At 66.4% G+C, this 21,295-nt stretch carries 18 protein-coding genes, 1 pseudogene and 1 riboswitch; of the genes and pseudogenes, 7 read left to right on the top strand and 12 right to left on the bottom strand.

Annotated elements, in window-relative coordinates:
• Positions 1 to 4: 4 nt before the first annotated feature.
• On the bottom strand, positions 5 to 1,027 hold the full coding sequence (dctP, locus tag ACS5Q7_RS20350) for a TRAP transporter substrate-binding protein DctP (RefSeq protein ID WP_478341072.1): 1,023 nt from the start codon (positions 1,025 to 1,027) through the stop codon (positions 5 to 7).
• A gap of 172 nt (positions 1,028 to 1,199) precedes the next feature.
• Between dctP and ACS5Q7_RS20345 the strand changes: the two genes are divergently transcribed.
• Positions 1,200 to 1,847: a GntR family transcriptional regulator gene (locus ACS5Q7_RS20345; protein ID WP_478341071.1), complete on the top strand. Its 648-nt coding sequence runs from the start codon at positions 1,200 to 1,202 to the stop codon at positions 1,845 to 1,847.
• A gap of 71 nt (positions 1,848 to 1,918) precedes the next feature.
• Here the strand turns inward: ACS5Q7_RS20345 and ACS5Q7_RS20340 are convergent, their stop codons facing one another.
• The 4 genes and pseudogenes from ACS5Q7_RS20340 to ACS5Q7_RS20325 all read right to left on the bottom strand — a co-directional run.
• A complete protein-coding gene (locus tag ACS5Q7_RS20340) occupies positions 1,919 to 2,599 on the bottom strand; it encodes a GntR family transcriptional regulator (RefSeq protein WP_478341070.1) in 681 nt (226 codons plus the stop codon).
• Positions 2,600 to 2,670: 71 nt separating this feature from the next.
• A complete protein-coding gene (locus ACS5Q7_RS20335) occupies positions 2,671 to 5,625 on the bottom strand; it encodes an FAD-binding and (Fe-S)-binding domain-containing protein (protein ID WP_478341069.1) in 2,955 nt (984 codons plus the stop codon).
• 35 nt (positions 5,626 to 5,660) lie between these two features.
• Complete coding sequence (locus tag ACS5Q7_RS20330) at positions 5,661 to 6,611, bottom strand: HEPN domain-containing protein (RefSeq protein ID WP_478341068.1); 951 nt, start codon at positions 6,609 to 6,611, stop codon at positions 5,661 to 5,663.
• Between the two features lie 670 nt (positions 6,612 to 7,281).
• Positions 7,282 to 8,177, bottom strand: a pseudogene (locus ACS5Q7_RS20325) (IS481 family transposase); the annotation flags it as partial.
• 69 nt (positions 8,178 to 8,246) lie between these two features.
• Between ACS5Q7_RS20325 and ACS5Q7_RS20320 the strand changes: the two are divergent.
• From ACS5Q7_RS20320 to ACS5Q7_RS20305, 4 genes are all read left to right on the top strand, one after another.
• Positions 8,247 to 8,387, top strand: a complete 141-nt coding sequence (locus tag ACS5Q7_RS20320; RefSeq protein ID WP_478341067.1) for a hypothetical protein — start codon at positions 8,247 to 8,249, stop codon at positions 8,385 to 8,387.
• 569 nt (positions 8,388 to 8,956) lie between these two features.
• Complete coding sequence (locus ACS5Q7_RS20315; protein ID WP_478341066.1) at positions 8,957 to 9,211, top strand: hypothetical protein; 255 nt, start codon at positions 8,957 to 8,959, stop codon at positions 9,209 to 9,211.
• 283 nt (positions 9,212 to 9,494) lie between these two features.
• Entirely contained in the window at positions 9,495 to 10,670 is a 1,176-nt protein-coding gene (locus tag ACS5Q7_RS20310) for a metallophosphoesterase (protein WP_478341065.1), read from the top strand.
• A 7-nt stretch (positions 10,671 to 10,677) separates the two neighbouring features.
• On the top strand, positions 10,678 to 11,664 hold the full coding sequence (locus ACS5Q7_RS20305) for an NAD(P)H-binding protein (protein WP_478341064.1): 987 nt from the start codon (positions 10,678 to 10,680) through the stop codon (positions 11,662 to 11,664).
• Positions 11,665 to 11,718: 54 nt separating this feature from the next.
• Here the strand turns inward: ACS5Q7_RS20305 and ACS5Q7_RS20300 are convergent, their stop codons facing one another.
• The 7 genes from ACS5Q7_RS20300 to ACS5Q7_RS20270 form a co-directional block, all read right to left on the bottom strand.
• Positions 11,719 to 12,405: an SDR family oxidoreductase gene (locus ACS5Q7_RS20300; RefSeq protein WP_478341063.1), complete on the bottom strand. Its 687-nt coding sequence runs from the start codon at positions 12,403 to 12,405 to the stop codon at positions 11,719 to 11,721.
• A 231-nt stretch (positions 12,406 to 12,636) separates the two neighbouring features.
• A complete protein-coding gene (locus ACS5Q7_RS20295; protein WP_478341062.1) occupies positions 12,637 to 13,083 on the bottom strand; it encodes a hypothetical protein in 447 nt (148 codons plus the stop codon).
• Positions 13,084 to 13,207: 124 nt separating this feature from the next.
• A complete protein-coding gene (locus ACS5Q7_RS20290; protein ID WP_478341061.1) occupies positions 13,208 to 13,741 on the bottom strand; it encodes a GDSL-type esterase/lipase family protein in 534 nt (177 codons plus the stop codon).
• 503 nt (positions 13,742 to 14,244) lie between these two features.
• Positions 14,245 to 14,817 carry a GbsR/MarR family transcriptional regulator gene (locus ACS5Q7_RS20285; protein WP_478341060.1) on the bottom strand — a complete coding sequence of 191 codons (573 nt, stop codon included), beginning with the start codon at positions 14,815 to 14,817 and terminating at the stop codon, positions 14,245 to 14,247.
• A 34-nt stretch (positions 14,818 to 14,851) separates the two neighbouring features.
• Positions 14,852 to 14,983: a DUF2474 domain-containing protein gene (locus ACS5Q7_RS20280; protein ID WP_478341059.1), complete on the bottom strand. Its 132-nt coding sequence runs from the start codon at positions 14,981 to 14,983 to the stop codon at positions 14,852 to 14,854.
• Positions 14,983 to 15,990, bottom strand: coding sequence for a cytochrome d ubiquinol oxidase subunit II (gene cydB, locus ACS5Q7_RS20275; RefSeq protein ID WP_478341058.1), 1,008 nt, complete (start codon positions 15,988 to 15,990; stop codon positions 14,983 to 14,985). The genes ACS5Q7_RS20280 and cydB overlap by 1 nt, the downstream gene beginning before the upstream one ends.
• A gap of 10 nt (positions 15,991 to 16,000) precedes the next feature.
• Positions 16,001 to 17,419 carry a cytochrome ubiquinol oxidase subunit I gene (locus ACS5Q7_RS20270; protein WP_478341057.1) on the bottom strand — a complete coding sequence of 473 codons (1,419 nt, stop codon included), beginning with the start codon at positions 17,417 to 17,419 and terminating at the stop codon, positions 16,001 to 16,003.
• Between the two features lie 140 nt (positions 17,420 to 17,559).
• Positions 17,560 to 17,755: riboswitch (cobalamin riboswitch) on the top strand.
• 108 nt (positions 17,756 to 17,863) lie between these two features.
• Between ACS5Q7_RS20270 and ACS5Q7_RS20265 the strand changes: the two genes are divergently transcribed.
• Both ACS5Q7_RS20265 and ACS5Q7_RS20260 read left to right on the top strand, forming a co-directional pair.
• The gene (locus tag ACS5Q7_RS20265; protein WP_478341056.1) at positions 17,864 to 20,020 is read left to right on the top strand and encodes a TonB-dependent receptor; all 2,157 of its coding nucleotides are present in this window, start codon (positions 17,864 to 17,866) and stop codon (positions 20,018 to 20,020) included.
• Positions 20,020 to 20,982: a DUF6925 family protein gene (locus tag ACS5Q7_RS20260; RefSeq protein ID WP_478341055.1), complete on the top strand. Its 963-nt coding sequence runs from the start codon at positions 20,020 to 20,022 to the stop codon at positions 20,980 to 20,982. Before ACS5Q7_RS20265 ends, ACS5Q7_RS20260 begins: the two co-directional genes overlap by 1 nt.
• Positions 20,983 to 21,295: the final 313 nt, after the last annotated feature.

Raw genomic sequence — 21,295 nt, 5'->3', positions numbered from 1 at the left:
GTGGCTAGGCCACCTGCTCCGCGAGCTTCAGAAGCTCGGCGCAGTTCGCGTTCTTCCCGGCATAGTCCTTCCAGGCCGTAGCGCGGGCGATGTCGCGCCACTTGCCCAGCGTCCCCTCATCGATCTGATCGACCTTGGCACCCGCCTTGGCGAACAGCTCCTCGACGCGGGTGTCGTCCGCCTTGGCGCCGGCCTGGCCGAAGCTCTCGAGTTCGGCGCCGGTCGCCATGATCGCGTCCTGCTGGTCCTTGGGCAGGCCGTCGAACACGATCTTCGACATCATGATCGGCTCCAGCATGAACCAGTAGGAATGCTGGCGACCAGAGGTCAGCGCCTTCGACAATTCCTCCAGGCGGAAGGAGATCAGGCTGGTGGAGGAGGTGATGACCGCGTCACAGGCCCCGGTCTGCATGGCGGCGTAGGATTCGTTCGACGGAATGGACAGTGTGGCGGCGCCGGCCTCCTTCATCATCATGTCCATCTCGCGGGAGCCGCCGCGCACCTTCATGCCCTTGGCATCGGCGGGGCCGACCAGCGGGCGCTCGCGGCTCGCGACGCCGCCCGCCTGCCACACCCACGAGACCAGCACGATGCCCTTCGCGGCCAGGATCTCGGTGAGCTTGCGCCCCACGGGGGCGTTCTTCCAGGCGATGGCCTGATCGTAGGAGGTCACGAGGGCCGGCATCAGCCCGATATTCATCTCGGGCACCTCGCCGCCGGCATAGGGGGCCGGGTAGAGCGACATGTCGAGGGCGCCCTTCCGCATGGCGCCGAACTGGGCGTTGGTCTTCATCAGCGACGAGCCGGGATAGACCTGCACGTCCAGCGCGCCCTTAGTCTTCTCGCCGACCTGCTTGGCGAACATCCGGCACATCCGGTCGCGGAAATCGCCCTCGTCGATCGTCCCGCCGGGGAACTGGTGCGACAGCTTGATCGTGGTGGCCGCCTGGGCACTGTTCAGGCCGAAGCGCAAGAGCGCCGGGGCGGCAAGGGTCGCGGCGACGAAATGGCGTCGTGTCAGCGTCATGGGCACCTCCCGCGCCGCACAATGGCGGCGAATATTATGTGCGCTGCGGTATTCAGCGATACCGTTCTGATATGCAGGAAACGGCCTCTTGTATATTTTGTCAACGCCTCCGCATAATGTATGCGCAATTCGGGTCATCGACGAACCCGAACGCCAGGACGGGAGGGGGAGGATGAGCCGCGCTCAGGATCTCCGGCAGACGATCGAGGACGAGATCGTCGAGGGGCGGCTGGCCCTGGGGGCGCGCCTGGACGAGGTGCAGCTCGCGGCTCGGTTCGGCGTGTCGCGCACGCCGATCCGCGAGGCGCTGCTGCAACTGGCGGTGAGCGGCCTCGTGGAGACGAAGCCCCGGCGCGGCACCATCGTGAGCGCGCCCGAACCGCACAACCTCGTGGCGATGTTCGAGACCATGGCCGAGATCGAGGCAGCCTGCGGGCGGCTGGCGGCGCGGCGCCTCGGCCCTTCCGACCGGGACGCCTTGGAAGCGGCGCTCGCCGCCTGCGCGGCGGCCTCCGACGATTGCGAGGCCTATTACGCCGAGAATTACGTTTTCCACGGCCTCATCTACCGGGCGAGCCGCAACGCCTTCCTGGCCGAGCAGGCCCTGACCCTGCACCGCCGCCTCGCCCCCTACCGCCGGCTGCAACTGCGCGTGCGGCAGCGGCTGCCGCAATCCCTCGCGGAACACAGGGCCATCGTGGAGGCCATCCTCGTCGGCGACGACGCCCTGGCGGCGGAGCGCCTGCGCAGCCACGTCCTCGTGCAGGGCGACCGCTTCGCCGACCTGATCGCCGGGCTCAGGGCACAGGACGCGGCCTGACTCCGGTTTCGCTCGTCATTGCTTCGCGATGCTCGCAATGACGGCAGGATGGTCTCAGCCCGGAGGCGTCCTTACGGAGTGCCGGCGTCGACGTAGTTCGCCGCTATCACCCGCTTCTTGCCGCGGATATGCTCGCGCAGCAGGCTCCCGAGGGCGGCGCCGTCGCGGGCGCGCAGGTGCACGATCATCTGCTCGTGCTCCGACATCGCCTGCTGCCACTGGTCCTGCGTCTGGTGGGCGCGGTAGCGCGAACGCTGCACCCGGCCCGACAGGCTGAGATAGATGCTCGACAGCGTGGCGTTGCGCGCCGCCGCCATGATAGCCTCATGGATCAGGCGGTTATGGGCGAAGTAGCCGGCCTCGTCCCCCGCCTTGAAGGCGCCGACCATCGCGTCGTGATCGACCTGGATCGCGTCGATCTCGTCATCGGTGATGGTGCGGCAGGCAAGGTCGCCCGCCGTCGCCTCCAGGCCCGCGATGACCTCGATCATATCCTCCAGTTCGGCCTCGGTGATGCTCGCGACGCGGGCCCCCCGGTTCGGCAGCAATTCGAGCAGCCCCTCGGTGGCGAGGATCTTGATCGCCTCGCGCAGGGGGGTGCGCGAGATGCCGAACTTCTCGGTCAACTCGCTCTCGTTGATCCGTTCCTTCGGCTCCATCTCGCCGGACTGGATCAACTCGCGCATACGGTCCGCCACCTCGTCATGGAGGTAGCGGCGGCTGATGCCGAAGCCGGATTCGATCTTGTTCATGCGCACACACAGGACCTGCCCAGTCGCGCACGACCGGGCCACTGGAACAATATGTGTAGGTGCACCTGTATTCAGTGTCGAGGCGTCAACGCTCGGTCGAGCACGCGGATCACATGCTTGGCATGGATTCCCAGGCCGTCATGGATCTGATGGCGGCACGACGTGCCGTCCGCGACCACCAGATCCTCAGGTCCCGCCTGCCTCAGGGCCGGGAACAGGGACAGCTCCGCCATGGCGAAGGAGACATCCACGGTCTCCTTGCCGTAGCCGAACGCCCCGGCCATGCCGCAGCAGCTCGATTCGATCACCCGGACATCGAGACCGGGCACCGAGCGCAGCAGCGCCTCCACCGGACCCATCACGCCGAAGGACTTCTGGTGGCAATGGCCGTGCAGATGCGCCAATCGGCCGCCCTGATGGACGAAGGGCAGGCTGATCCGCCCCGCCGAGAGGTCGCGCATCAGCAATTCCTCGATCAGCAGGGACCGCTCTGCGAGCGCCTGCGCCTCCTCGCCCGGCAGCAGGGCCAGGAACTCGTCGCGGAAGGTGAGCAGGCAGGATGGTTCCAGCCCGACCACCCGCGCCCCGGCGCGGACATAGGGGAGCAGCGCGTCGAGGGTGCGCCGCGCCTCTGCCCGCGCCCGGTCGGTCTGGCCCGAGGCGAGCCATGTCCGGCCGCAGCACAGGGGCCGGCGGCCCTTGGCCGGGAACACCCGGTGCAGCCGGTAGCCCGCCGCCGCGAGGACCCGCTCGGCCGCCTCCAGGTTCTCCCGCTCGAAGGCGCGGTTGAACGTGTCGCCGAACAGGATCACGTCGCGGAAATCGCCCGTGATGTCGGCAGGGTGGGCGGGCTCGCCGATCTCCTTCCACGGCCGCCGCCATTGCGGCAGGGTGCGCCGCGCCGAAAAGCCGGTGACCCGCTCCGATACCGCCGCCAGGGCCGGATGCCGGTCCCGCAGGTTCAGAAGCGGCGCGAGCCGCGCGGCCACGCCCGCGTAGTGCGGCATCAGCCCGATCAGCCGGTCCTTCAGGGGCAGGCCGTGGCGGGCATGGTAATGATGCAGGAACTCGACCTTCATCTTGGCCATGTCGACGCCGGTCGGGCATTCGCGCCGGCAGGCCTTGCACGACACGCATAAGTCCATCGTGCGCTTCATCTCATGGCTGGTGAAGGCGTCGGTCCCGAGCTGGCCGGAGATCGCCAGCCGCAGGGAGTTCGCCCGGCCGCGCGTAAGGTGCTGCTCCTCCTTCGTCACCCGGTAGGAGGGGCACATCGCCCCGCCCGCGAGCTTCCGGCAGGTGCCGTTGTTGTTGCACATCTCCACGGCGCCGCCGAAGCCGCCCCAATCCGACCAGTCGAGGGCCGTCTTGGCCGGCGCCGACACGGCATAGTCCGGCTTGAAGCGGAACAGGCTGCGGTCGTCCATCCGCAGGGGGCGGACGATCTTGCCGGGGTTGAGGTGGTTCTCCGGGTCGAACCCGTCCTTCACCGTTTCGAAGGCGTGGGCCAGCGTCGCGCCGAACAGCGGCTCCACGAATTCCGAGCGGGAGATGCCGTCGCCGTGCTCGCCGGAATACGAGCCCTTGTAGCGGCGGACCAGCTCCGAGGTCTCCTCGGCGATGGCGCGCATCTTGGCGACGTCGCCCCCGAGCTTCATGTCGAGGATCGGGCGGACATGCAGGCAGCCCACCGAGGCGTGGGCGTACCACGTGCCCCGCGTGCCGTGCTTGGAAAACACCTCGGTCACGGCGTCGGTGTAGTCGGCGAGGTGTTCGAGGGGGACGGCGCAATCCTCGATGAACGAGACCGGCTTCGCATCGCCCTTCATCGACATCATGATGTTGAGGCAGGCTTCCCGCACCTCCCAGACCGGCTTCTGCCGGGCGGGCTCGATCACCTCGACCACCGCGTTCGGGAAGCCGTGGTCGGCCATGCAGGCATCGAGGCGCTTGAGGTCGCGCTTCAGGGCCGCGAGGTCGTCGCCCGCGAACTCGGCGAGCAGCAGGCAGTTGGGCCGGCCCCGCGTGATGTCGGCGAGCGTCGTGCGGAACAGGGGGATGTCGGCGCCGAGCACGAGGACGTTGTTGTCCACCAGTTCCACCGCCACCGGGTCGAGGGCGACGATGTGCCGGGTCGTCTCCATCGCCGCGCGGAACGAGGGGAAGTGGCAGACGCCCATCACCCGATGCGTCGGCAGGCGCGAGAGCTTCAGCGTCACCGCCGTGGTGGCGGCCAGCGTCCCCTCCGACCCGACGAGAAGGTGGGCGAGGTTCGGCCGGTCCGTCACCAGCGCGTCGAGGTTGTAGCCGCCGACGCGGCGCTGCACCTTCGGGTAGCGCGCCTCGATCTCGTCCCGGTGGTCGTGGGCGAGGCGCAGCATCCGCGCCGCGAGGTCTTCCGCCCGCGCCGAGCCGGCGACGCCCGTGGCATCGTTGCCGGTGAGGGAGAAGGCGAAGGGCTCGCCGTCATGCAGCAGGGCGCGGATGGCGAGCACGTTGTCGCGCATCGTGCCGTAGCGCAGGGAGCGGGCGCCGCAGGAATTGTTGCCGGCCATGCCGCCGATGGTGCAGCGAGTGGCCGTCGAGGGCTCGACGGGGAAGAACCAGCCATCCGCCTTCAGCCGGGCGTTCAGCCGTTCCAGCACCACGCCCGGCTCGACGGTGATCGTGCCGGCCTCCGCATCGTAATCCAGCACGCCGTTGAAGTGGCGCGAGCAATCCACGACGAGGCCGGCGCCGATGGGCTGGCCGTTCTGCGAGGTGCCGCCGCCGCGCAGGATGACGGGCACGCCGTGCTCGGCGGCGATCTGCAAGGTCGCGGCGATGTCGTCGCCGGAGCGCGGCAGGACCACGCCGGCGGGGGTGATCTGATAGATCGAGGCGTCGGTGGCGTAGCGCCCGCGGGTGAAGGCATCGAAGCGCGCCTCGCCCTGCAGCCGCTCGGCGAGCCGCCGCGCCAGCCCGGCCTCCTTGCGCGCCGCCGCGCGGGGTGTCTCGACCGTCCCTGCCGCCACGATTCCCCCCATCCGGTTTCTGTTCTAGGGGTGACTGTATTCAAGATTCAGTCGGACGGAAATGGACCGGACGCCGCGTTCTCCGTTGGGCCGGGCAAGCCGCCTAACCGTTCGGCGCAGATCTCGGCGACGATCCGGCCGAGGGCCTCGATCCGCTCGAACGACCAGGCATATTCCTCGGCGGTGATCTCGTAGTGCGGCGAGTAGCGCGCGTTCACGTAGGCATCGCGGATCCGGCTGAAGCAGCGCCGGAAGAAACGCGTGTTGCGCGGCCATACCTCGACCAGCCGGATATCTTGACTTTCGGCCTTCTCGCGCAGTTTTTTCAGATCGTGCAGCTTCGGGCTGTAGAGTGTGAGGACCAGCAGGATGCAGTGATAAAAGTTCTCAGCGGCCTGATGTAGCAGGAACGCCCCGAGCCTGCGATTACCTCTCGCAACCATTAACTCAGAGGCTTGCATGAAGCCTTCCCCATCGGGAAACCATTTGTCGAAGTGCAGCCGCGCCATGGAAAGTTGCTGTTTGGGCGTCAGAGGTCCCTGTTCCGCGAAGGGATAGCCGTTCGCCTCGTAGAGAACGATACCGTCGCGTCGGATTTCGACGAAGAACGGTATTCCCATGGCCAACTGATCGTTCACTTCCTGGTAGGTGTGGATACTCAAGCTCGGGTGGGGCCGTGGATGCTCGCGTAACGCGGCAGGCTGCATGAACCTGTCCTCGAAGTTGTCCCACGCCTCGTATCCCAAGCCGACTCGCTCGTCGTTCACGACCACGAGCAGATCGAAATCCGAGACGTAGCCCGAGCGCCGATCGTCCTTCCACGTTCCGCGGGCGAAGGACCCGTACAGGATCACCTTCAGGATTCGTCCGCGCTTGGCCTTTTCCGAGAGCTTGCCCTTCTGGGCTTCCTCGAACTCCTCGAACAGGATCTCTAGCGCGCGTACCAATTGCCGCCGCTTGGGCAGGGGGATGTGCGCGATACGGTCGAGGATCAGCATGGAACGTCCCGCACCGGCTTCGTGCCGGGCGGCTGCCATTGACCATACATTGCCCGTCGAGACGAGGCGCCGTCATTGCGCGCGCAGCATCCAGGGCAGCGCCACATTGTGAAGCGGCCCGTTGCCCTGGATTGCTTCGCGCTGCTCGCAATGACGGAGAGGACGCGGGCACAACGGGGGGCACGGGAGGGAAGGACCCTACCCCCACCGTCATTGCGAGCGCAGCGAAGCAATCCAGGGCAGCGCCACATTCTAAAGCGACCCGTTGCCTTGGATTGCTTCGCGCTGCTCGCAAAGACGATGGAGCTTGAAAAAATGGCGTCCCCGACAGGGGGGCGTGCCAGAACAAAATTACCGAATGATCGCAGTACTCTGTCAAGGCCGCCGATGTGAATTGTGTAGGACTTAATTGTTGGCGTCAACTTCGCACCCGCTACCGCTGATTCGCGTATCGCCGTTTCGGCTCACTCGATTTGCCAAGCTTGATCCACAACTTGGGGCATGCAGCCACCGTTAAGCACGCGATGTCTGCAGCAGATACTTCCGCAGTCGCCTCACCCCGCCCTCGATTGCATGACCTGGCTCGCCCGATAGACACCCATATCGAGGTGTATGGTCCCGGGATGTGGTGTGACGGATCGAGCCTGAAGCGTTCGGACTCTTTGGCTCAACTCTGAAGGACGTGCTTGTAGGGCGTGAGGCCGCGCAGCGTCTTCAGTCGACGGGCATAGTTGTAGGCGTCGACGAACAGTTGCAGGTGCGCCCGGAGCTGTTCATGGGTCTCGTAGTGGTAGCGCCTGACCGTGGCATCCTTGATGGTGCGGTTCATCCGTTCGACCTGCCCGTTGGTCCAGAGACGGTTGGGCTTGGTCAGGCGATGCTCGATGCCCTGCTCGTGGCAGACGCGGTCGAACCTGTGCCGGCTGTCGGGCCTGAGCGGTTGCGCGGGGCATGGCAGAACTGGAGCCCGTTGTCGGTCAGCACGGTGTGGACCGCGTACGGCACGAATGCGAGCAGCGCGCGGAGGAAGTATGATGCTGTGTAGCGGTTCGCTTCAGCTTCCGGCTTGGCGAAAGCCAACTTTGACGTTCGGTCGATGGCGACGAAGAGGTAGAGCTTACCCTCTTCTGTCCTGACCCCGGCGATATCGATGTGCATATAGCCGATGGGGCAATCGGCAAAGCGCTTTGTCTTGGGCTTGTCGCCCTCCATCTCCGGCAGGCGGCTGATGCCGTGCCGCTCAAGGCAGCGGTGCAGCGACGAGCGGGTCAGATGCGGGATCGTGGGCTGCAGGCCGTAGAGGCAGTCGTCCGGCGGAAACAGGGTATGCCCCCGGAAAACCACGATGACGGCTTCCTCCTCTGGTGTCAGGACCGTCGAACGGGGCTGCTTCGGCCCTATGGCGGCATCGCCTGTCGTCTGCCGAGTTCGCCACTTCTGGATCGTCGTCGTGCTGACACCGTAGCGCTTGGCTACCCCTCTCACGCTCTCTTAACGTAGCTGTATTGTGCGACGGACCGCCTCCGTCGTGCGGGCGCTGCCGTAAAGAATTGGCCCATAGCGCATCTCTCCGCATGGTGGTCAACCGTACCACCACACCGCGGGATCAAACAGTTCGTCGAGGATGTGGAGGCGATGCGCCCGGCAACATACAGCGCGGAGCCCGTGGACGAGACCGCCGACGAGTTCGCGAGCCTCGACCAGCTGGAAATTTCGGGCTCACGGTTCGCCGCCCGGCTGGACTTGGCGAAGCCCGCGCCCCGAAACCGGCGATGAGGACGACGTCGCGACCCAGGTTCCGATAGCCTCATCGGTTCCGATGAACGTTAGTGCCCCCTCCGATCCCGCAAGGCTTCAATGCAATTGACGCGAATCTGCCTCTCGGTAACACTTGATTTTTAAAATGTTCAGCCCCTCTCGGAAGAGCATCGATGATGATTCGGATGGATCAACATTCGCGAAGGGTCGTGGCGCATCAGGAGATTGGCGCGCCGCCGCTCATGCGGAAACAAGATTGACATTCAATTCTGTTCCGCTCGCTGCTAGTTAAGTTATTGATCATTTTATCACTCGGCATTGTTCCGATCTATGCAGAGGCTCAATGTTTTAGTTCAGCGAAGTTGAGTTGCTGAGCTTACCCGCAATGATTTGAAAAATATTTTCCGTGCAGCGGAGACAAGAATTACTTCACGAACTACGGCAAGAGGCATTGCGACAAATTCATTGCCAGGAGCGATTGGTCCGCGCAGGGCGCCGCTTGGCGGGACATGACACTGCAGTGTCTCCAGGAATCAATCGTTCCCAAACTCGATCTGGACCATCCCGAGAAATGCGACTGCAACAAGATGAAGGACTTCGCATTTCAGACGCACATTTCCTGCTATTCCCAGGACGCTGCCTCGATCTGCCGACTGCCGGCAAGTGATTGGTCCAAAATCATCCAAACCATCGATACGGCTGACTTGCTGGATGCCTATGGCGCAAAACAGATACTCGGCATCGTGAACGTCTGCATTAAACAACAGGCCGGCGATATCGGAGCCGATGTCAAAGCAAAGTGGGACCAGGCGAAGGAGAAACTGAGCAAGATCATCAAATAGCCGATAGCCTATCGGGAACGGACCGGGACGAAGCGCCTCCGAAACACCGTCGCGACGACGAACGCAAAATCATCGCCGCCTCCCGGTGCCGATCGGGTCTCGACGCGGGACCATACGGAGCGTGAGAACACGGAGCGCTGCCTCGGCATTGCGGCCGACGACGTGCTGGTGATGTCCGACCGGACCGGAACGGGATGATCATCGCGGCTGCAACGAAGGCCGCCGCATCCTCCGTCACACGGCAAGCTTTGCTTTGGGAAAACCGCTCGCCATCTAGCGGTGCATGATCCGATTGATCCCAAGCATCCCCGCCCTTTACGTCACCGCACGGGTCGTGTGGCCGAGCCCGTGGCCGCTTGCGCTCAAGCTCGCCGCGATCATCCTCCTGATCGTCGCGTCTCAGTATCACCTGTGGAGCCGCCTCTCCTCCGGATCGGTCTTCGCGCCGGAATTTCCCCGCCCGGTGGTGATCCTGTTCAACGGAGCGTTCGGCGCGCTCGCGCTGGCGGCACCGATGCTCCTCGCCCTCGATGCCGTGGCCCTGATCGGCTGGCTCCTGTCCGGAGGCGGCTGGGCTGTCCCCATGACCTGGCGATACGGGGTGGCCCTGGCGGCTCTGGGACTGGCGGCGGTCGCTGTCGCGCAGGCCGTGCGCGTGCCGCCGCTGAAGGACGTCACCGTGGCGATACCGAACCTGCCCCATGGCTTCGACGGCTACACGATCCTGCATCTCTCCGACCTGCACATCAGCCGCCTGTTCCCCGCGGCGTGGGCGCAGGCCGTCGTCGCGCGTGCCAACGACCTCGGCACCAACGTGATCGTGGTGACGGGCGATTTCATCGACGGCTCGCTCGCGGCCCGGCGATCCGACGTGGCGCCGTTGAGCGCCTTACGGGCGCGGGACGGCGTCTGGGCCGTGCCCGGCAACCATGAGTACTTTTTCGACCACGATGCCTGGATGCGCCAGCTGGGCGATCTGGGTGTCCGCGTGCTGGCCAACGCCCACACGGTGCTGTCGCGCGATGGCGATGCGCTGGTGCTGGCGGGCGTCACCGACCGCTCGGCGCCTGCCACCGGCCATCCGGGACCGGACCTCGCGAACGCGCTGGCGGGGGCGCCCGTGGGTGCGCCGATCGTGCTGCTGGATCACCAGCCGGCGAACGCCGCGCGAGCGGCCGCGTCCGGCGTCGCGCTGCAACTGTCCGGGCACACCCACGGCGGCATGATCCGCGGCCTGGACCGGCTGGTGGCACGGGGTAATGCCGGGTTCGTCTCCGGGGCGTACCGGGTGCAAGGCATGCTACTCTACGTCAGTAACGGCACCGCGCTGTGGCCCGGCTTCGCGCTTCGGCTCGGTCGCCCCTCCGAGTTGACGCGGATCACCCTGCGGACCTCGCTGGACTATTCGGGGGCAGCGCAACGATCGCCGTCGCGCAAGGACGGCGGAGCGTCGGAATGAAGGCCTCATGACCACGGATCGACCGGATCGCGGGGAGCCGCGCCGTGTCCTCTTTCTGGGGGCGACCGGCACCATCGGCCGTGCAACCGTGCGGGCGCTGGCGTCACGCGGTCACGAGGTCGTCTGCCTCGTCCGGCGCCGTGCCGACGCCGCGCTCCCCCCGGGCGTCAGTCAGCGAATCGTGGATCTGACCGATCCGACGTCGCTGGCGCGTGACGGCGTTCGCGGTGAAACGTTCGACGTTCTGGTGTCGTGCCTCGCCTCGCGCACTGGCTTGCCCGCCGACGCCTGGGCCATCGATTACCGCGCGCAGGTGAACGCCCTGCACGCGAGCCGGGCGGCCAAGGTGAGCCACGTTGTGCTGCTCTCGGCGATCTGCGTCCAGAAACCCGTTCTCGCCTTTCAGCACGCCAAGCTCGCCTTCGAGGCGGAACTGATCGCCTCGGGGCTCGCCTACACGATCGTCCGGCCGACGGCCTTCTTCAAGTCGCTCTCGGGACAGATCGACCGCGTGAGACGCGGCAAGCCGTTCCTGGTCTTCGGCGACGGAACGCTGACGGCCTGCAAGCCGATCAGCGACGACGACCTCGCTCGCTATCTCGCGGATTGCCTCGACGACGAGGCGCGGCGCAACCGCGTGCTGCCGATCGGCGGACCGGGCGAAGCGATCACGCCGAAGGCGCAGGGCGAGCGGCTGTTTGCCCTGATGGGACGTGAGCCGCGCTTCACGCACGTTCCGGTGCTGCTGCTGGATGGGATCGTCGCTGTCCTGGCGATGCTCGGACGATGGGTGCCGGCCCTGGCCGCCAAGGCCGAACTGGCGCGGATCGGCCGCTACTACGCCACCGAGTCCATGCTCGTGCTGGACCCGGCGACCGGGCGATACGATGCGCAGGCCACCCCGTCGACGGGATCGGAGACGCTGTACGACTTCTACGTGCGCGTCGTCCGTGGCGAGGCCGCCGCCGAGCGCGGCGATCACGCGGTGTTCTGACAGTGCGCGGACTTTGATGACGCGCGCTGACGTCGCGCCCGTCCGCGTCGGGGCCTACCAGGGCAGCGTCTCGCCCCGGTAGTCGAGATAATGAACACCGGGCTCGCCGAGCCGCGCCGCGATCACGTCGGCGAGGCCCGTGACGCTGGTGCCCACGTCGATATCGGCGCCCTCCCCGCCCATCTCGGTGCGAACCCAACCCGGATGCAGGACCAACACGGAGACGGCCTCCGCCCGATGGCGGATCTCGAAGCTGCGCGCCAGGGTGTTCAACGCCGCCTTGCTGGCCCGGTAGGTTTCCCAACCACCCGCCTCGTTCAGGCTGACGCTGCCGAGGATCGAGCTCATCAGGGCGAGGCTACCGCCCGGCACGAGGCAATCCAGGAAGGTCTCGGCGAAGCGCATGGGGCTGATCGCGTTGGTGAGATAGACCTGCGCGGCCACGGCCCGGGGCACCGCGTGCAGCGGATCGTGCGCCTGCGTGGCGACGCCCGCCACCACGAAGATCAGGTCGAAGCGCTCGGACGCCAGTCGGCCGTGCAGGGCGGCGACACTGGCATCGTCGTCGATATCGGCGGTCTCGACGCGCAGGGATTCCGTCGTCAGGCGGGCGAGTTCGGGGGACGGTTTGCGCTGGGTGGCGGTGACGCGCCAGCCGCGCGTGAGGAAGGTCTCGACGAGGCCGAGCCCGAGACCGCGGGATGCTCCGACGATGAGGGCGTTCTTTGAGGGTTGGGTCACACTGGCTCTCCGCGATCGGTCGGCCGAATAAGGCGCGAGCAGGCCCGCCGGTTTCATGGCGGGTGACGGTGGGAGTGCGGCGGGGGCCATTCGCCGTTGTGGGATGGATGCTGATGGCCCCCGAGATGGCGAACCGGTAGGTCTTGGACGATCGATACGTCCCGCCTGCCCTGAAAACTCGGGCGCCTCATCGGCCCGTTGAGGAGACGCTGGTCCTGACCCCCATGGTCATCAGATCTGGCACGTCTTGAAAAATCTGTAGGTATCCGGGGCTGTCATCCATTTGAAATCGGCCGTCAGGCCCCCCTGGCTCTTGATCCAGGCCCGGATATCGGCGGGGTAGCCGTTCCACATCGTGTCCGTGCCGTATTGCGTGTGGGCGCGATGAAAGCCGAAGCTCGCCTGCGGCGTCACGCAGATGCGGTCCCTCGGAATATGCCCGAGCAGCGTCGTGCAGGCGGATTGGCAGGGACCGACGATCCGGACCCTCTTGCCTGCGGCGGCGTAGGCCGCCCACATCCCATCGTACTGGCCGACAGACCCGCCGTGGTTGTCGGAGACGTCGATCGTATCGCCGCTATCCTGCAAGCCGGACGCCGGATTGGCGGAACCCGCCCGCCGCGCCTCCGCGCTGCCTCCGCCCAGCACAGCAACCGACAGGAGGATGAACGGCAGCATCCACAACCGCAGACTGACTCTCTCAACCATGGCTGTTCGCACCTCATGGACACGCTGGCAGTGATCGCGCCGCTGCTCCGTCGAAGCTCTCCGATGAACCAACAAGACTGCCGTGACGGATGCCTCAGCGGATCTGGTTGACCAGTTGCGCCGCGACGTAGTGTTGACCTTCCGCATTCAGGTGCAGACCATCGGAAACAACCATTCCCGCTTGCCTCGCTGATACATAGTACGGCTTGGCATTGATCACCCTGATCCCGCGGGCGTGCAGGCGGGCGTTGATCTCGCGCACGCCAGCCTCCATCTCGCTGACGGTCTTTCCGCGCCGAACGTCATTGCCGCCGATCAGTAGGATCACGATGCGCGTTCCGTCGGGTACGGCGCTGTCCAGGCGGCTGAGCACCCCATCGGTCGTATCCCCGAAGATGCCCTGATTGCTGACCGTGTAAGGCTTCCCCTTCGCGCGGAGCATCGCCTGCAGTTGCTCAGGGAAGGCTTCTCCGGAGGAAACGCCGAAACCCTGGACGACGCTCGCGCCCAGCGCGACGATTTGGGCATGCGCCGCCTGGGGGGACAATCCGGCTCCAAGAAGGAGCAGGAGGGCGAGACACCGAATCCTCCAGGCGAACGACATTTCCACCCCATCAGTGGCGGCCATCAACCCGAACCGCGAACGATCGGCAGGGAACGATTACCGCGACAGCAGACCTGTCACCGACAGACATGATGTTTCGACAGATGATCCTACAACCGGCACGGTCTAGCGCGGTTTCGGGAAAACCCGGATCACGCTGCGTCTCCCGTCTTTGCGAGCGAAGCGAAGCAATCCAGGGATCCGCCACATCCGTTCAGGTCCCGCTGCCCTGGATTGCTTCGCTGTCGCTCGCAAAGACGGCGAAGCAGGTGATCCGGATCAAAGCGAAATCGCTCTAGAGAGCGAAATTTGACTTAATATCTTCAGTCGAGAGCGATATGCATAATTAATATATTATTACACCCTAATCTGTCGCTGCGGCAACCGATCAAACATCATCCATATCTATCGATTCCGCAACAAGAATGTGATCTTTCGAGTGAGCGACGGCCTTCGTCAGGTGACGGTGTCGACCGGTGGTACGGAAGTGGCCATCCCGTCGCTTGGCTGCCGCGGTATTGGATCGGTCAGCGATCCTCTTCCTCGCGGGCCTTTCGCTTCCGGGGCAAGAGACGATCCTTGAGTTCGAGCATCTTCTGGACCTTCGACCCGAGCGTGAGGAGGTCGACGAGCCGTTCGGTCTCGAGCCGCTGCATGTCGGCGTACCAACTCGTGAGAAGCTCCAGCAGGTCGTGCAATTCGCGAAGCCGCCCCTGGGCGTGGACCTCCGCATCGGATTGCGGCGTCTGCATCAGCGTTTCCCGCAGCATCGTCAGCGTCGGATCGATCTCACGCTTCTTGCGCTCCTCGACCAAGGTGCGGACGATCTGCCAGATGTCGTCCGGCGTGGAGAAGTAGTCGCGGCGGTCTCCGGGCATGTGCTGGAGCCGAACGAGCTTCCACGCCTGAAGCTCCTTGAGCCCCATGCTGACGTTCGAACGCGACAAGCCGAGGCGCGCGACGATCTCGTCGGCGTTGAGGGGGCGCTCGGCGACGAACAGCACGGCATAGATCTGCCCGACCGTGCGGTTGATGCCCCACCGGGAGCCCATCTCGCCGAAATGCAGGACGAAGGTCTGGACGAGGGGAGGAAGCTGCACGGAGGTTCCGCGTTCGAGGACCGGAGGGAAGCGCTCAGCCGGCCTTCAGCCAGATGCGCAGGACGAAGGCGACGAGGCCGAGGGCGAGGACGCTGCCGAGCCAGATCGCGGCGAGCCAGGCAAGGCGTTGCCAGAGTGGCCCCGGTTCGGTCGGGATCGGGCTCATCAGTGATACCCGTCCGCATCGACCTTCCCACGGAAGACCCAGTAGGAATAGCCGGTGTAGATCAGGATGATCGGGATCAAGACCGAGGCACCGACCAGGATGAAGGCCTGGCTGGCATGGGGAGCCGCCGCCTGCCAGATCGTGACGCGGCCGGGCACGACATCGGGGAACACGCTGATCCCGAGGCCGATGAACGAGAGCAGGAACAGCCCGAGCGAGATCAGGAACGGCCAGCGGTCCCGCCCGTCCTTGAGCGTGCGATGGAGAAGAAAAGCCGCGACCCCGACGAGCAACGGCACCTGCGTGGTGAGCAGGACGTTCGGCATCGCGAACCAGTTCTGCCAATACTTGCCTTCCAGGAACGGTGTCGCCGCGCTGACCACCGCGATGGCCAGCACCGTGGCGGCGGCGAGCGGCAGCGAGAGCCTGCGCGCACGCTCGTGGAGCGGCCCCTCGGTGCGCATCACCAGCCATGTCGCGCCGAGCAGCGCGTAGCCGCACACCAGCCCGATCCCCACCAGCACGCTGAAGGGCGAGAGCCAGTCCCACCAGCCGCCGGCATAGGCGCGTCCTTCGACCTTGATGCCTTGAAGCAGGGCCCCGAGCGCGATGCCCTGCGCCAGGGCCGCGACGACGGAGCCGCCGGTGAAGGCGACGTCCCAGAGGGAACGGTGACGGGGATCGCGCCAGCGAAACTCGAAGGCGACGCCGCGAAAGACGAGGCCGAGCAGCATCGCGATGATCGGCGCATAGAGAGCCGGCATGATGATGGCGTAGGCCAGCGGGAACACCGCGAACAGGCCGCCGCCGCCGAGGACGAGCCAGGTCTCGTTGCCGTCCCAGACGGGGGCGACGGAATTCATCGCGGTGTCGCGCTCCGGCCCCGGCCGAAAGGCCGGGAACAGGATGCCGATCCCGAGGTCGAAGCCGTCCATGACGATGTAGGCGAACACCGCGAAGGCGATGATCAGCGCCCAGACGACGGTGAGGTCGAGATTCTCGATCATCGGTGCGCCCTCACTCGGCCGGCTGCAGGGTACGGTCGGGACCGACCGAGGGCGCCGGGGTGATGCCGGCCGTCCGGATCGGCTTGCCGGGCTCGACGCCGCGCTCGCCCTGATGGGGGGCCTTCGCCATCAGTCGCAGGATGTAGAGGATGCCCATCGAGAACACCGCGAAGTAGATGACCACGAAGGCCGTGAGCGAGCCCGCCACCGCCGGCGCCGAGAGCGGCGAGGCCGACTCGGCCGTCCGCAGCAGGCCGTAGACGGTGAAGGGCTGGCGCCCGACCTCGGTGGTGATCCAGCCGGCGACCACGGCCACGAAGCCCGCCGGTCCCATCGCCACGGCGAAGCGGTGCAGGGGCGCCCACTCGTAGAGCCGGTGCTTGTACCGGGCCACGAGACTGACGAGGCCGAGCAGCAGCATCAGCATGCCGAGCGCGATCATTACCCGGAACGACCAGAACACCACCGGCACCGGGGGCCAGTTGGTCCGCGGCACGGAATCGAGTCCCTTCAGCGGGGCGTTCAGGTCGTGCTTGAGGATCAGCGAGGACAGCTTCGGGATCGAGACCTGATACTCCACCTTCCCGGTCTCCTGGTTCGGCAGGCCGAACAGGATCAGAGGCGCCCCATTGGGGTGGCTCTCGTAATGGCCTTCCATCGCCATCACCTTGGTCGGCTGGTGCTCCAGGGTGTTGAGCCCATGCGCGTCGCCGGCCAGGATCTGGAGGGGGGCGACGAGCGCCGCCATCCACATCGCCATGGAGAACATCGTCCGTGCGCCGAGGTTGAAGCGGTCGCGCAGGAGGTGCCACGCGCCGACGGCGCCGACGACGAGGGACGTCGTGAGATAGGCGGCGAGCACCATGTGGACGAGGCGGTAGGGGAAGGACGGGTTGAAGACGACCGCCCACCAATCCTCCGGCACGAACTGACCGGCGGCGTTGACGCCGTAGCCCTGCGGCGTCTGCATCCACGAGTTCACCGACAGGATCCAGAAGGCGGAGAAGAAGGTCCCGAAGGCCACGGCCAGGGTGGCGAGGAAGTGGAGGCGCGGCCCGACCTTCCGCATGCCGAACAGCATCACGCCGAGGAAGCCGGCCTCGAGGAAGAAGGCGGAGAGCACCTCGTAGGCCATCAATGGCCCGAGGACCGGCCCGGTCTTGTCCGAGAACACCGACCAGTTGGTCCCGAACTGGTAGGACATCACCAGCCCCGAGACGACGCCCATCGCGAAGGCGATGGCGAAGATTTTGATCCAGTACTTGAACAGATCCATGAAGACCTGCCGACCGGTCGCGAGCCACAACCCTTCGAGGACCGCGAGGAAGCTCGCGAGGCCGATCGAGAAGACCGGGAAGATGATGTGGAAGGCGACCGTGAAGCCGAATTGCGCGCGGGCCAGCACGAGGGCGTCGATGTCGGACAGCATGGAGAAACTCCGGGCGCTCTTGGCCTTCCCGCTTTATTGCATTTTCAGGAATTCTTGAAAAGAGAGAAATGCGGGCGGCCAGTCCCGAGGCGGCTGAGGATCCACCCGGCCTCGGGCCTTGACGTTCGACCGATGCTGACTGTTAAGCTGTCGCTGACGGTTCCCCTCGGGGATCAAAAGGGAACGCGGTGAGGGGCAACCCGAAGCCGCGGCTGCCCCCGCAACTGTAAGCGGCGAGCCCAGCACCACCGCGTCACTGGATGAGTATCATCCGGGAAGACGGTGCCAGGGCGGCGACCCGTGAGCCAGGAGACCTGCCGTCAGTCGTGGTCACACGCGAAACGCGTCGGGCGGGGTGTCCTGGCGGGTGTCGAAGCGCTGGGTCTCGGCCGAGCGCGGCGATGTCATTCGCGGTGACGTGCCACTGTCGCCCTCGAGGCCTTCGTGTCCCGTCTCTCCATTCGCGCCCTCGTCGCGCTGTCCGGATGTAGCTTCGCCGCGCTGGCCACCGCCACGCACGCCCAAGACCGAGCCGTCCAGGCTGCGACGACGTCGGAAACGACGCTGGAAGAGATCTCGGTCACCACGGATGCGGCGCCCGCGAAGCCGCAAACCGTACCTGCCGCGAGCGCCGGCTACGTCGGCGGCGTCACCGGGATCGGCGGCTCCCTGCTCACGGTCGACTCGGCCAGCGCCGGGATCCTGACCGGGGCGCAGGTCAACAACCGGCCGGTGACGCGCCCCGGCGAAGTGCTGGAGGCGGTGCCGGGCCTCATCGTCACGCAGCATTCCGGCGAGGGCAAAGCCAACCAGTTCTTCCTGCGCGGCTTCAACCTCGACCACGGCACCGACATCGCCCTTTTCCTCGACGGCATGCCGCTGAACATGCGGACCCACGCCCACGGCCAGGGCTACGCCGACATCAACTTCCTCATTCCCGAGCTCGTCGGGGCGGTGGAGTTCCACAAGGGGCCGTACTTCGTCCGCGACGGCGATTTCGCCTCCGCCGGCTCGGTGCGGATCGACTACCTCGACAGCACGCCCAAGAACCTCGCCCTCACGTCGATCGGGAGCTTCGGCTACAAGCGCGCCCTCAACATCGTCTCGGCGCCGCTCGGCGAGGGCAACCTCCTGCTCGCCGCCGATGCGCAGCTCTACGACGGGCCGTGGGTCGTGCCGGATGCCCTGCGCAAGATCAGCACGGTGGCCCGCTACAGCCAGGGCACGGCGCTGGACGGGTTCTCCGTCACCGGCATGGCCTACGCCGCCCGATGGACGGCGACCAACCAAGTCCCCGAGCGCGCCATCGTCTCCGGGCTGATCGGCCGGTACGGCACGCTCAATTCGACCGACGGGGGCGATACCTCGCGGTTCTCGCTCTCCGGCAGGTTCAGCGCGACGGACGACACCGGCGTGACGCGAGCCTCGGCCTACGTGATCCGCTCGCAGCTCAACCTGTTCAACGATTTCACCTATTTTCTCAACGACCCGGTCAACGGCGACCAGTTCCACCAGCTCGACCAGCGCATCCTCGGCGGCGGCGAGGCGCTGCACATCTTCCAAGGCGACCTGTTCGGGATGCCGATGGAGAACGAGATCGGCGTCCAGACCCGCACGGACTCGATCCGGGTCGGCCTGTTCAACACGACCAACCGGCAATACCGCTCCGGCATTCTCGATGATCGGGTGCTGGAGACGAGCGGGGCATTCTACTTCGACAACCGCGTGCGCTGGACAGACTGGCTGCGCACCAGCCTCGGCTTCCGCGCGGACGGCTACTACGCCAGCGTCGTCTCGGACACGCCGGCCAATTCCGGCAAGGCGCGGGACGCCATCGTCAACCCGAAGCTCGGGCTCGTGCTCGGCCCGTGGTTCGACACCGAACTCTACGTGAATTACGGCGGCGGCTTCCACTCGAACGACGTGCGCGGCGTGACCGCCACCGTCGATCCGACGTCTTCGCTGTTCAACACCACCCGCTCGCCCTTCCTCGTGCCCTCGACGGGCTACGAGATCGGCCTGCGCAATCGCTCCATCGCCGGTCTTGAGACGAGCGTCGCCCTGTTCCGGCTCGATTTCGCCTCCGAAAACCTGTTCCAGGGCGATACCGGGACGACGGAGCCGAGCCGCCCGACCCGCCGCTTCGGCGTCGAGTGGACGAACCGCTATGCGGTGACGCCCTGGCTCTCGCTCGAAGGCGACATGACGATCACCAATGCCCGCTTCTCGGACTACGACCCCGTGGGCAACCGGGTGCCGGAGGCCCCCACCACCATCGCCTCGGCGGGAATCACCTTCGGCGAGTCGCTTGGGTGGTTCGGCAGCCTGCGCTTCCGCTATTTCGGGCCGCGCCCGCTGATCGAGGACAACTCGATCCGCTCACGCCCGACCGCGCTGTTCAACGGCCGCGTCGGCTACAATTTCGAGAACGGGGTCAGCGTCTCGCTCGACGTGCTGAACCTGACGAACAGCAAGTCGGACCAGATCACCTACGCCTACGTCTCGCGCCTGCCGGGCGAGCCGGCCGAGGGGCTGATCGACCGCGTCCTCCACCCCGTCGAACCCACGGCCGTGCGCCTGACCATCGCCGGGCGGTTCTGATGCGCGCCCGTCGTTCGTTCGCGGTCACGACCCTACTGCGAGAGGCCTTGGCCGATCCCGACACTGCCTGGAGCCTCGGCAGCTTCGGGGCCATCGCGGAGTTCATGCGCGATCCCGACGAGCCCACATCGCCGCTGCCGGACGGGCGGATGGGCCTGTCGACGGAGCGGGGCGCCATCGCCCTCATGCCCTCTCCCGACATGCGCCCCGTGGCTTACGAGACCGCCTTCGCGTCGGGCTGGAACCACGCCGTCGCCCTGTGCCTGCCGGAAGCGCGTTGCGCGATGAACCGGCGCGGCGTGGTGACGGAGCTCGGCCCCGACCGAGACGCCGCCCGCGAACGGGACCGGGACGCGATCCTGTTCGACCTCGGCCTCGGCCTCCTCGCGGTCGACGCCTGCGTGCGCACGAGCGACCCGGAGGCCATCGCCTGCCTCCGGTCCGGCGTCGGGCTTCCCCTGTTCGACCCTGCGAACCCCATCTGCCGCCGACTCGTCGCGCTGAGCCCGCACCGGGTGTTCCTCGCCCGGGTCGGCCGCATCGAGGTCTACGCCCCAATCCCGGGGGCCGGCGATGCCAGCCCGGAGGGTCCCCATACGCACGTGCTGCCCAAGCTCCTGCGCGGGGGCCGCACGCACGCGGCGACCACGCCAATCCCGAGGGGCTGGGTTCCTTTCGCCGGTATTCATCCGGCGCACCCCTACAAGGACATGATGGGTCGACGGATCGCCTTCGACATCGCCCGGCACGATGCCTTCCAGGTCCTCCTCGACAGTTGGGGCGACCCGGATCTGCTTGTGGCCAAGCGCGGCGGGACCCTCGGCCCGGACAGCCCCATCTCGAAGCGCCATGCGCAGGGCGCGCGCCGTGTCGCCGAGGTCCAGGGGCGCTACCTGCGCGGCGAGACCGTCGAAGCCGATCCTGAGATCGACGAGGACGAGGACGCCGCCGACCAGGCCTGAAAGGGCACGGCGCCGGAAGCAGGGCCGGCGACCGACGCCGCCGCATGTCGACGCATCGATGGCCGCTGCACAGCCTGCGGCATCGCGGTGCGGAGACACATGTGGTCCGCATCGACCGAGTCTCAGGGAGCGCGGTCTGCCGTCGGGCAGCGCACACCGACATGCCCGGCGCCCGCCAGGACCTGCGCATCGCGTGGCATCCAGGCACCTGGGTCGGACCGGAATCGGGCCGATCCTAACGGGTCCCTTATAGGATCGCCCCTCGCTCCGTCTCGAACCCTAACGCGGTTCCGGTCCACATTCTGGGTCGGCC

Source organism: Methylobacterium sp. Gmos3 (assembly GCF_056430985.1).
This window is presented reverse-complemented; position numbering and strand designations above follow the sequence as displayed.

Excerpts from the sequence above, each read along its gene's own strand:
- dctP (WP_478341072.1), bottom strand. The coding sequence starts at position 1,027 with ATGACGCTGACACGACGCCATTTCGTCGCCGCGACCCTTGCCGCCCCG.
- ACS5Q7_RS20345 (WP_478341071.1), top strand. The coding sequence starts at position 1,200 with ATGAGCCGCGCTCAGGATCTCCGGCAGACGATCGAGGACGAGATCGTC.
- ACS5Q7_RS20340 (WP_478341070.1), bottom strand. The coding sequence starts at position 2,599 with ATGAACAAGATCGAATCCGGCTTCGGCATCAGCCGCCGCTACCTCCAT.
- ACS5Q7_RS20335 (WP_478341069.1), bottom strand. The coding sequence starts at position 5,625 with ATGGGGGGAATCGTGGCGGCAGGGACGGTCGAGACACCCCGCGCGGCG.
- ACS5Q7_RS20330 (WP_478341068.1), bottom strand. The coding sequence starts at position 6,611 with ATGCTGATCCTCGACCGTATCGCGCACATCCCCCTGCCCAAGCGGCGG.
- ACS5Q7_RS20320 (WP_478341067.1), top strand. The coding sequence starts at position 8,247 with ATGCGCCCGGCAACATACAGCGCGGAGCCCGTGGACGAGACCGCCGAC.
- ACS5Q7_RS20315 (WP_478341066.1), top strand. The coding sequence starts at position 8,957 with ATGAAGGACTTCGCATTTCAGACGCACATTTCCTGCTATTCCCAGGAC.
- ACS5Q7_RS20310 (WP_478341065.1), top strand. The coding sequence starts at position 9,495 with ATGATCCGATTGATCCCAAGCATCCCCGCCCTTTACGTCACCGCACGG.
- ACS5Q7_RS20305 (WP_478341064.1), top strand. The coding sequence starts at position 10,678 with ATGACCACGGATCGACCGGATCGCGGGGAGCCGCGCCGTGTCCTCTTT.
- ACS5Q7_RS20295 (WP_478341062.1), bottom strand. The coding sequence starts at position 13,083 with ATGCTGCCGTTCATCCTCCTGTCGGTTGCTGTGCTGGGCGGAGGCAGC.
- ACS5Q7_RS20290 (WP_478341061.1), bottom strand. The coding sequence starts at position 13,741 with ATGGCCGCCACTGATGGGGTGGAAATGTCGTTCGCCTGGAGGATTCGG.
- ACS5Q7_RS20280 (WP_478341059.1), bottom strand. The coding sequence starts at position 14,983 with ATGAGCCCGATCCCGACCGAACCGGGGCCACTCTGGCAACGCCTTGCC.
- cydB (WP_478341058.1), bottom strand. The coding sequence starts at position 15,990 with ATGATCGAGAATCTCGACCTCACCGTCGTCTGGGCGCTGATCATCGCC.
- ACS5Q7_RS20270 (WP_478341057.1), bottom strand. The coding sequence starts at position 17,419 with ATGCTGTCCGACATCGACGCCCTCGTGCTGGCCCGCGCGCAATTCGGC.
- ACS5Q7_RS20260 (WP_478341055.1), top strand. The coding sequence starts at position 20,020 with ATGCGCGCCCGTCGTTCGTTCGCGGTCACGACCCTACTGCGAGAGGCC.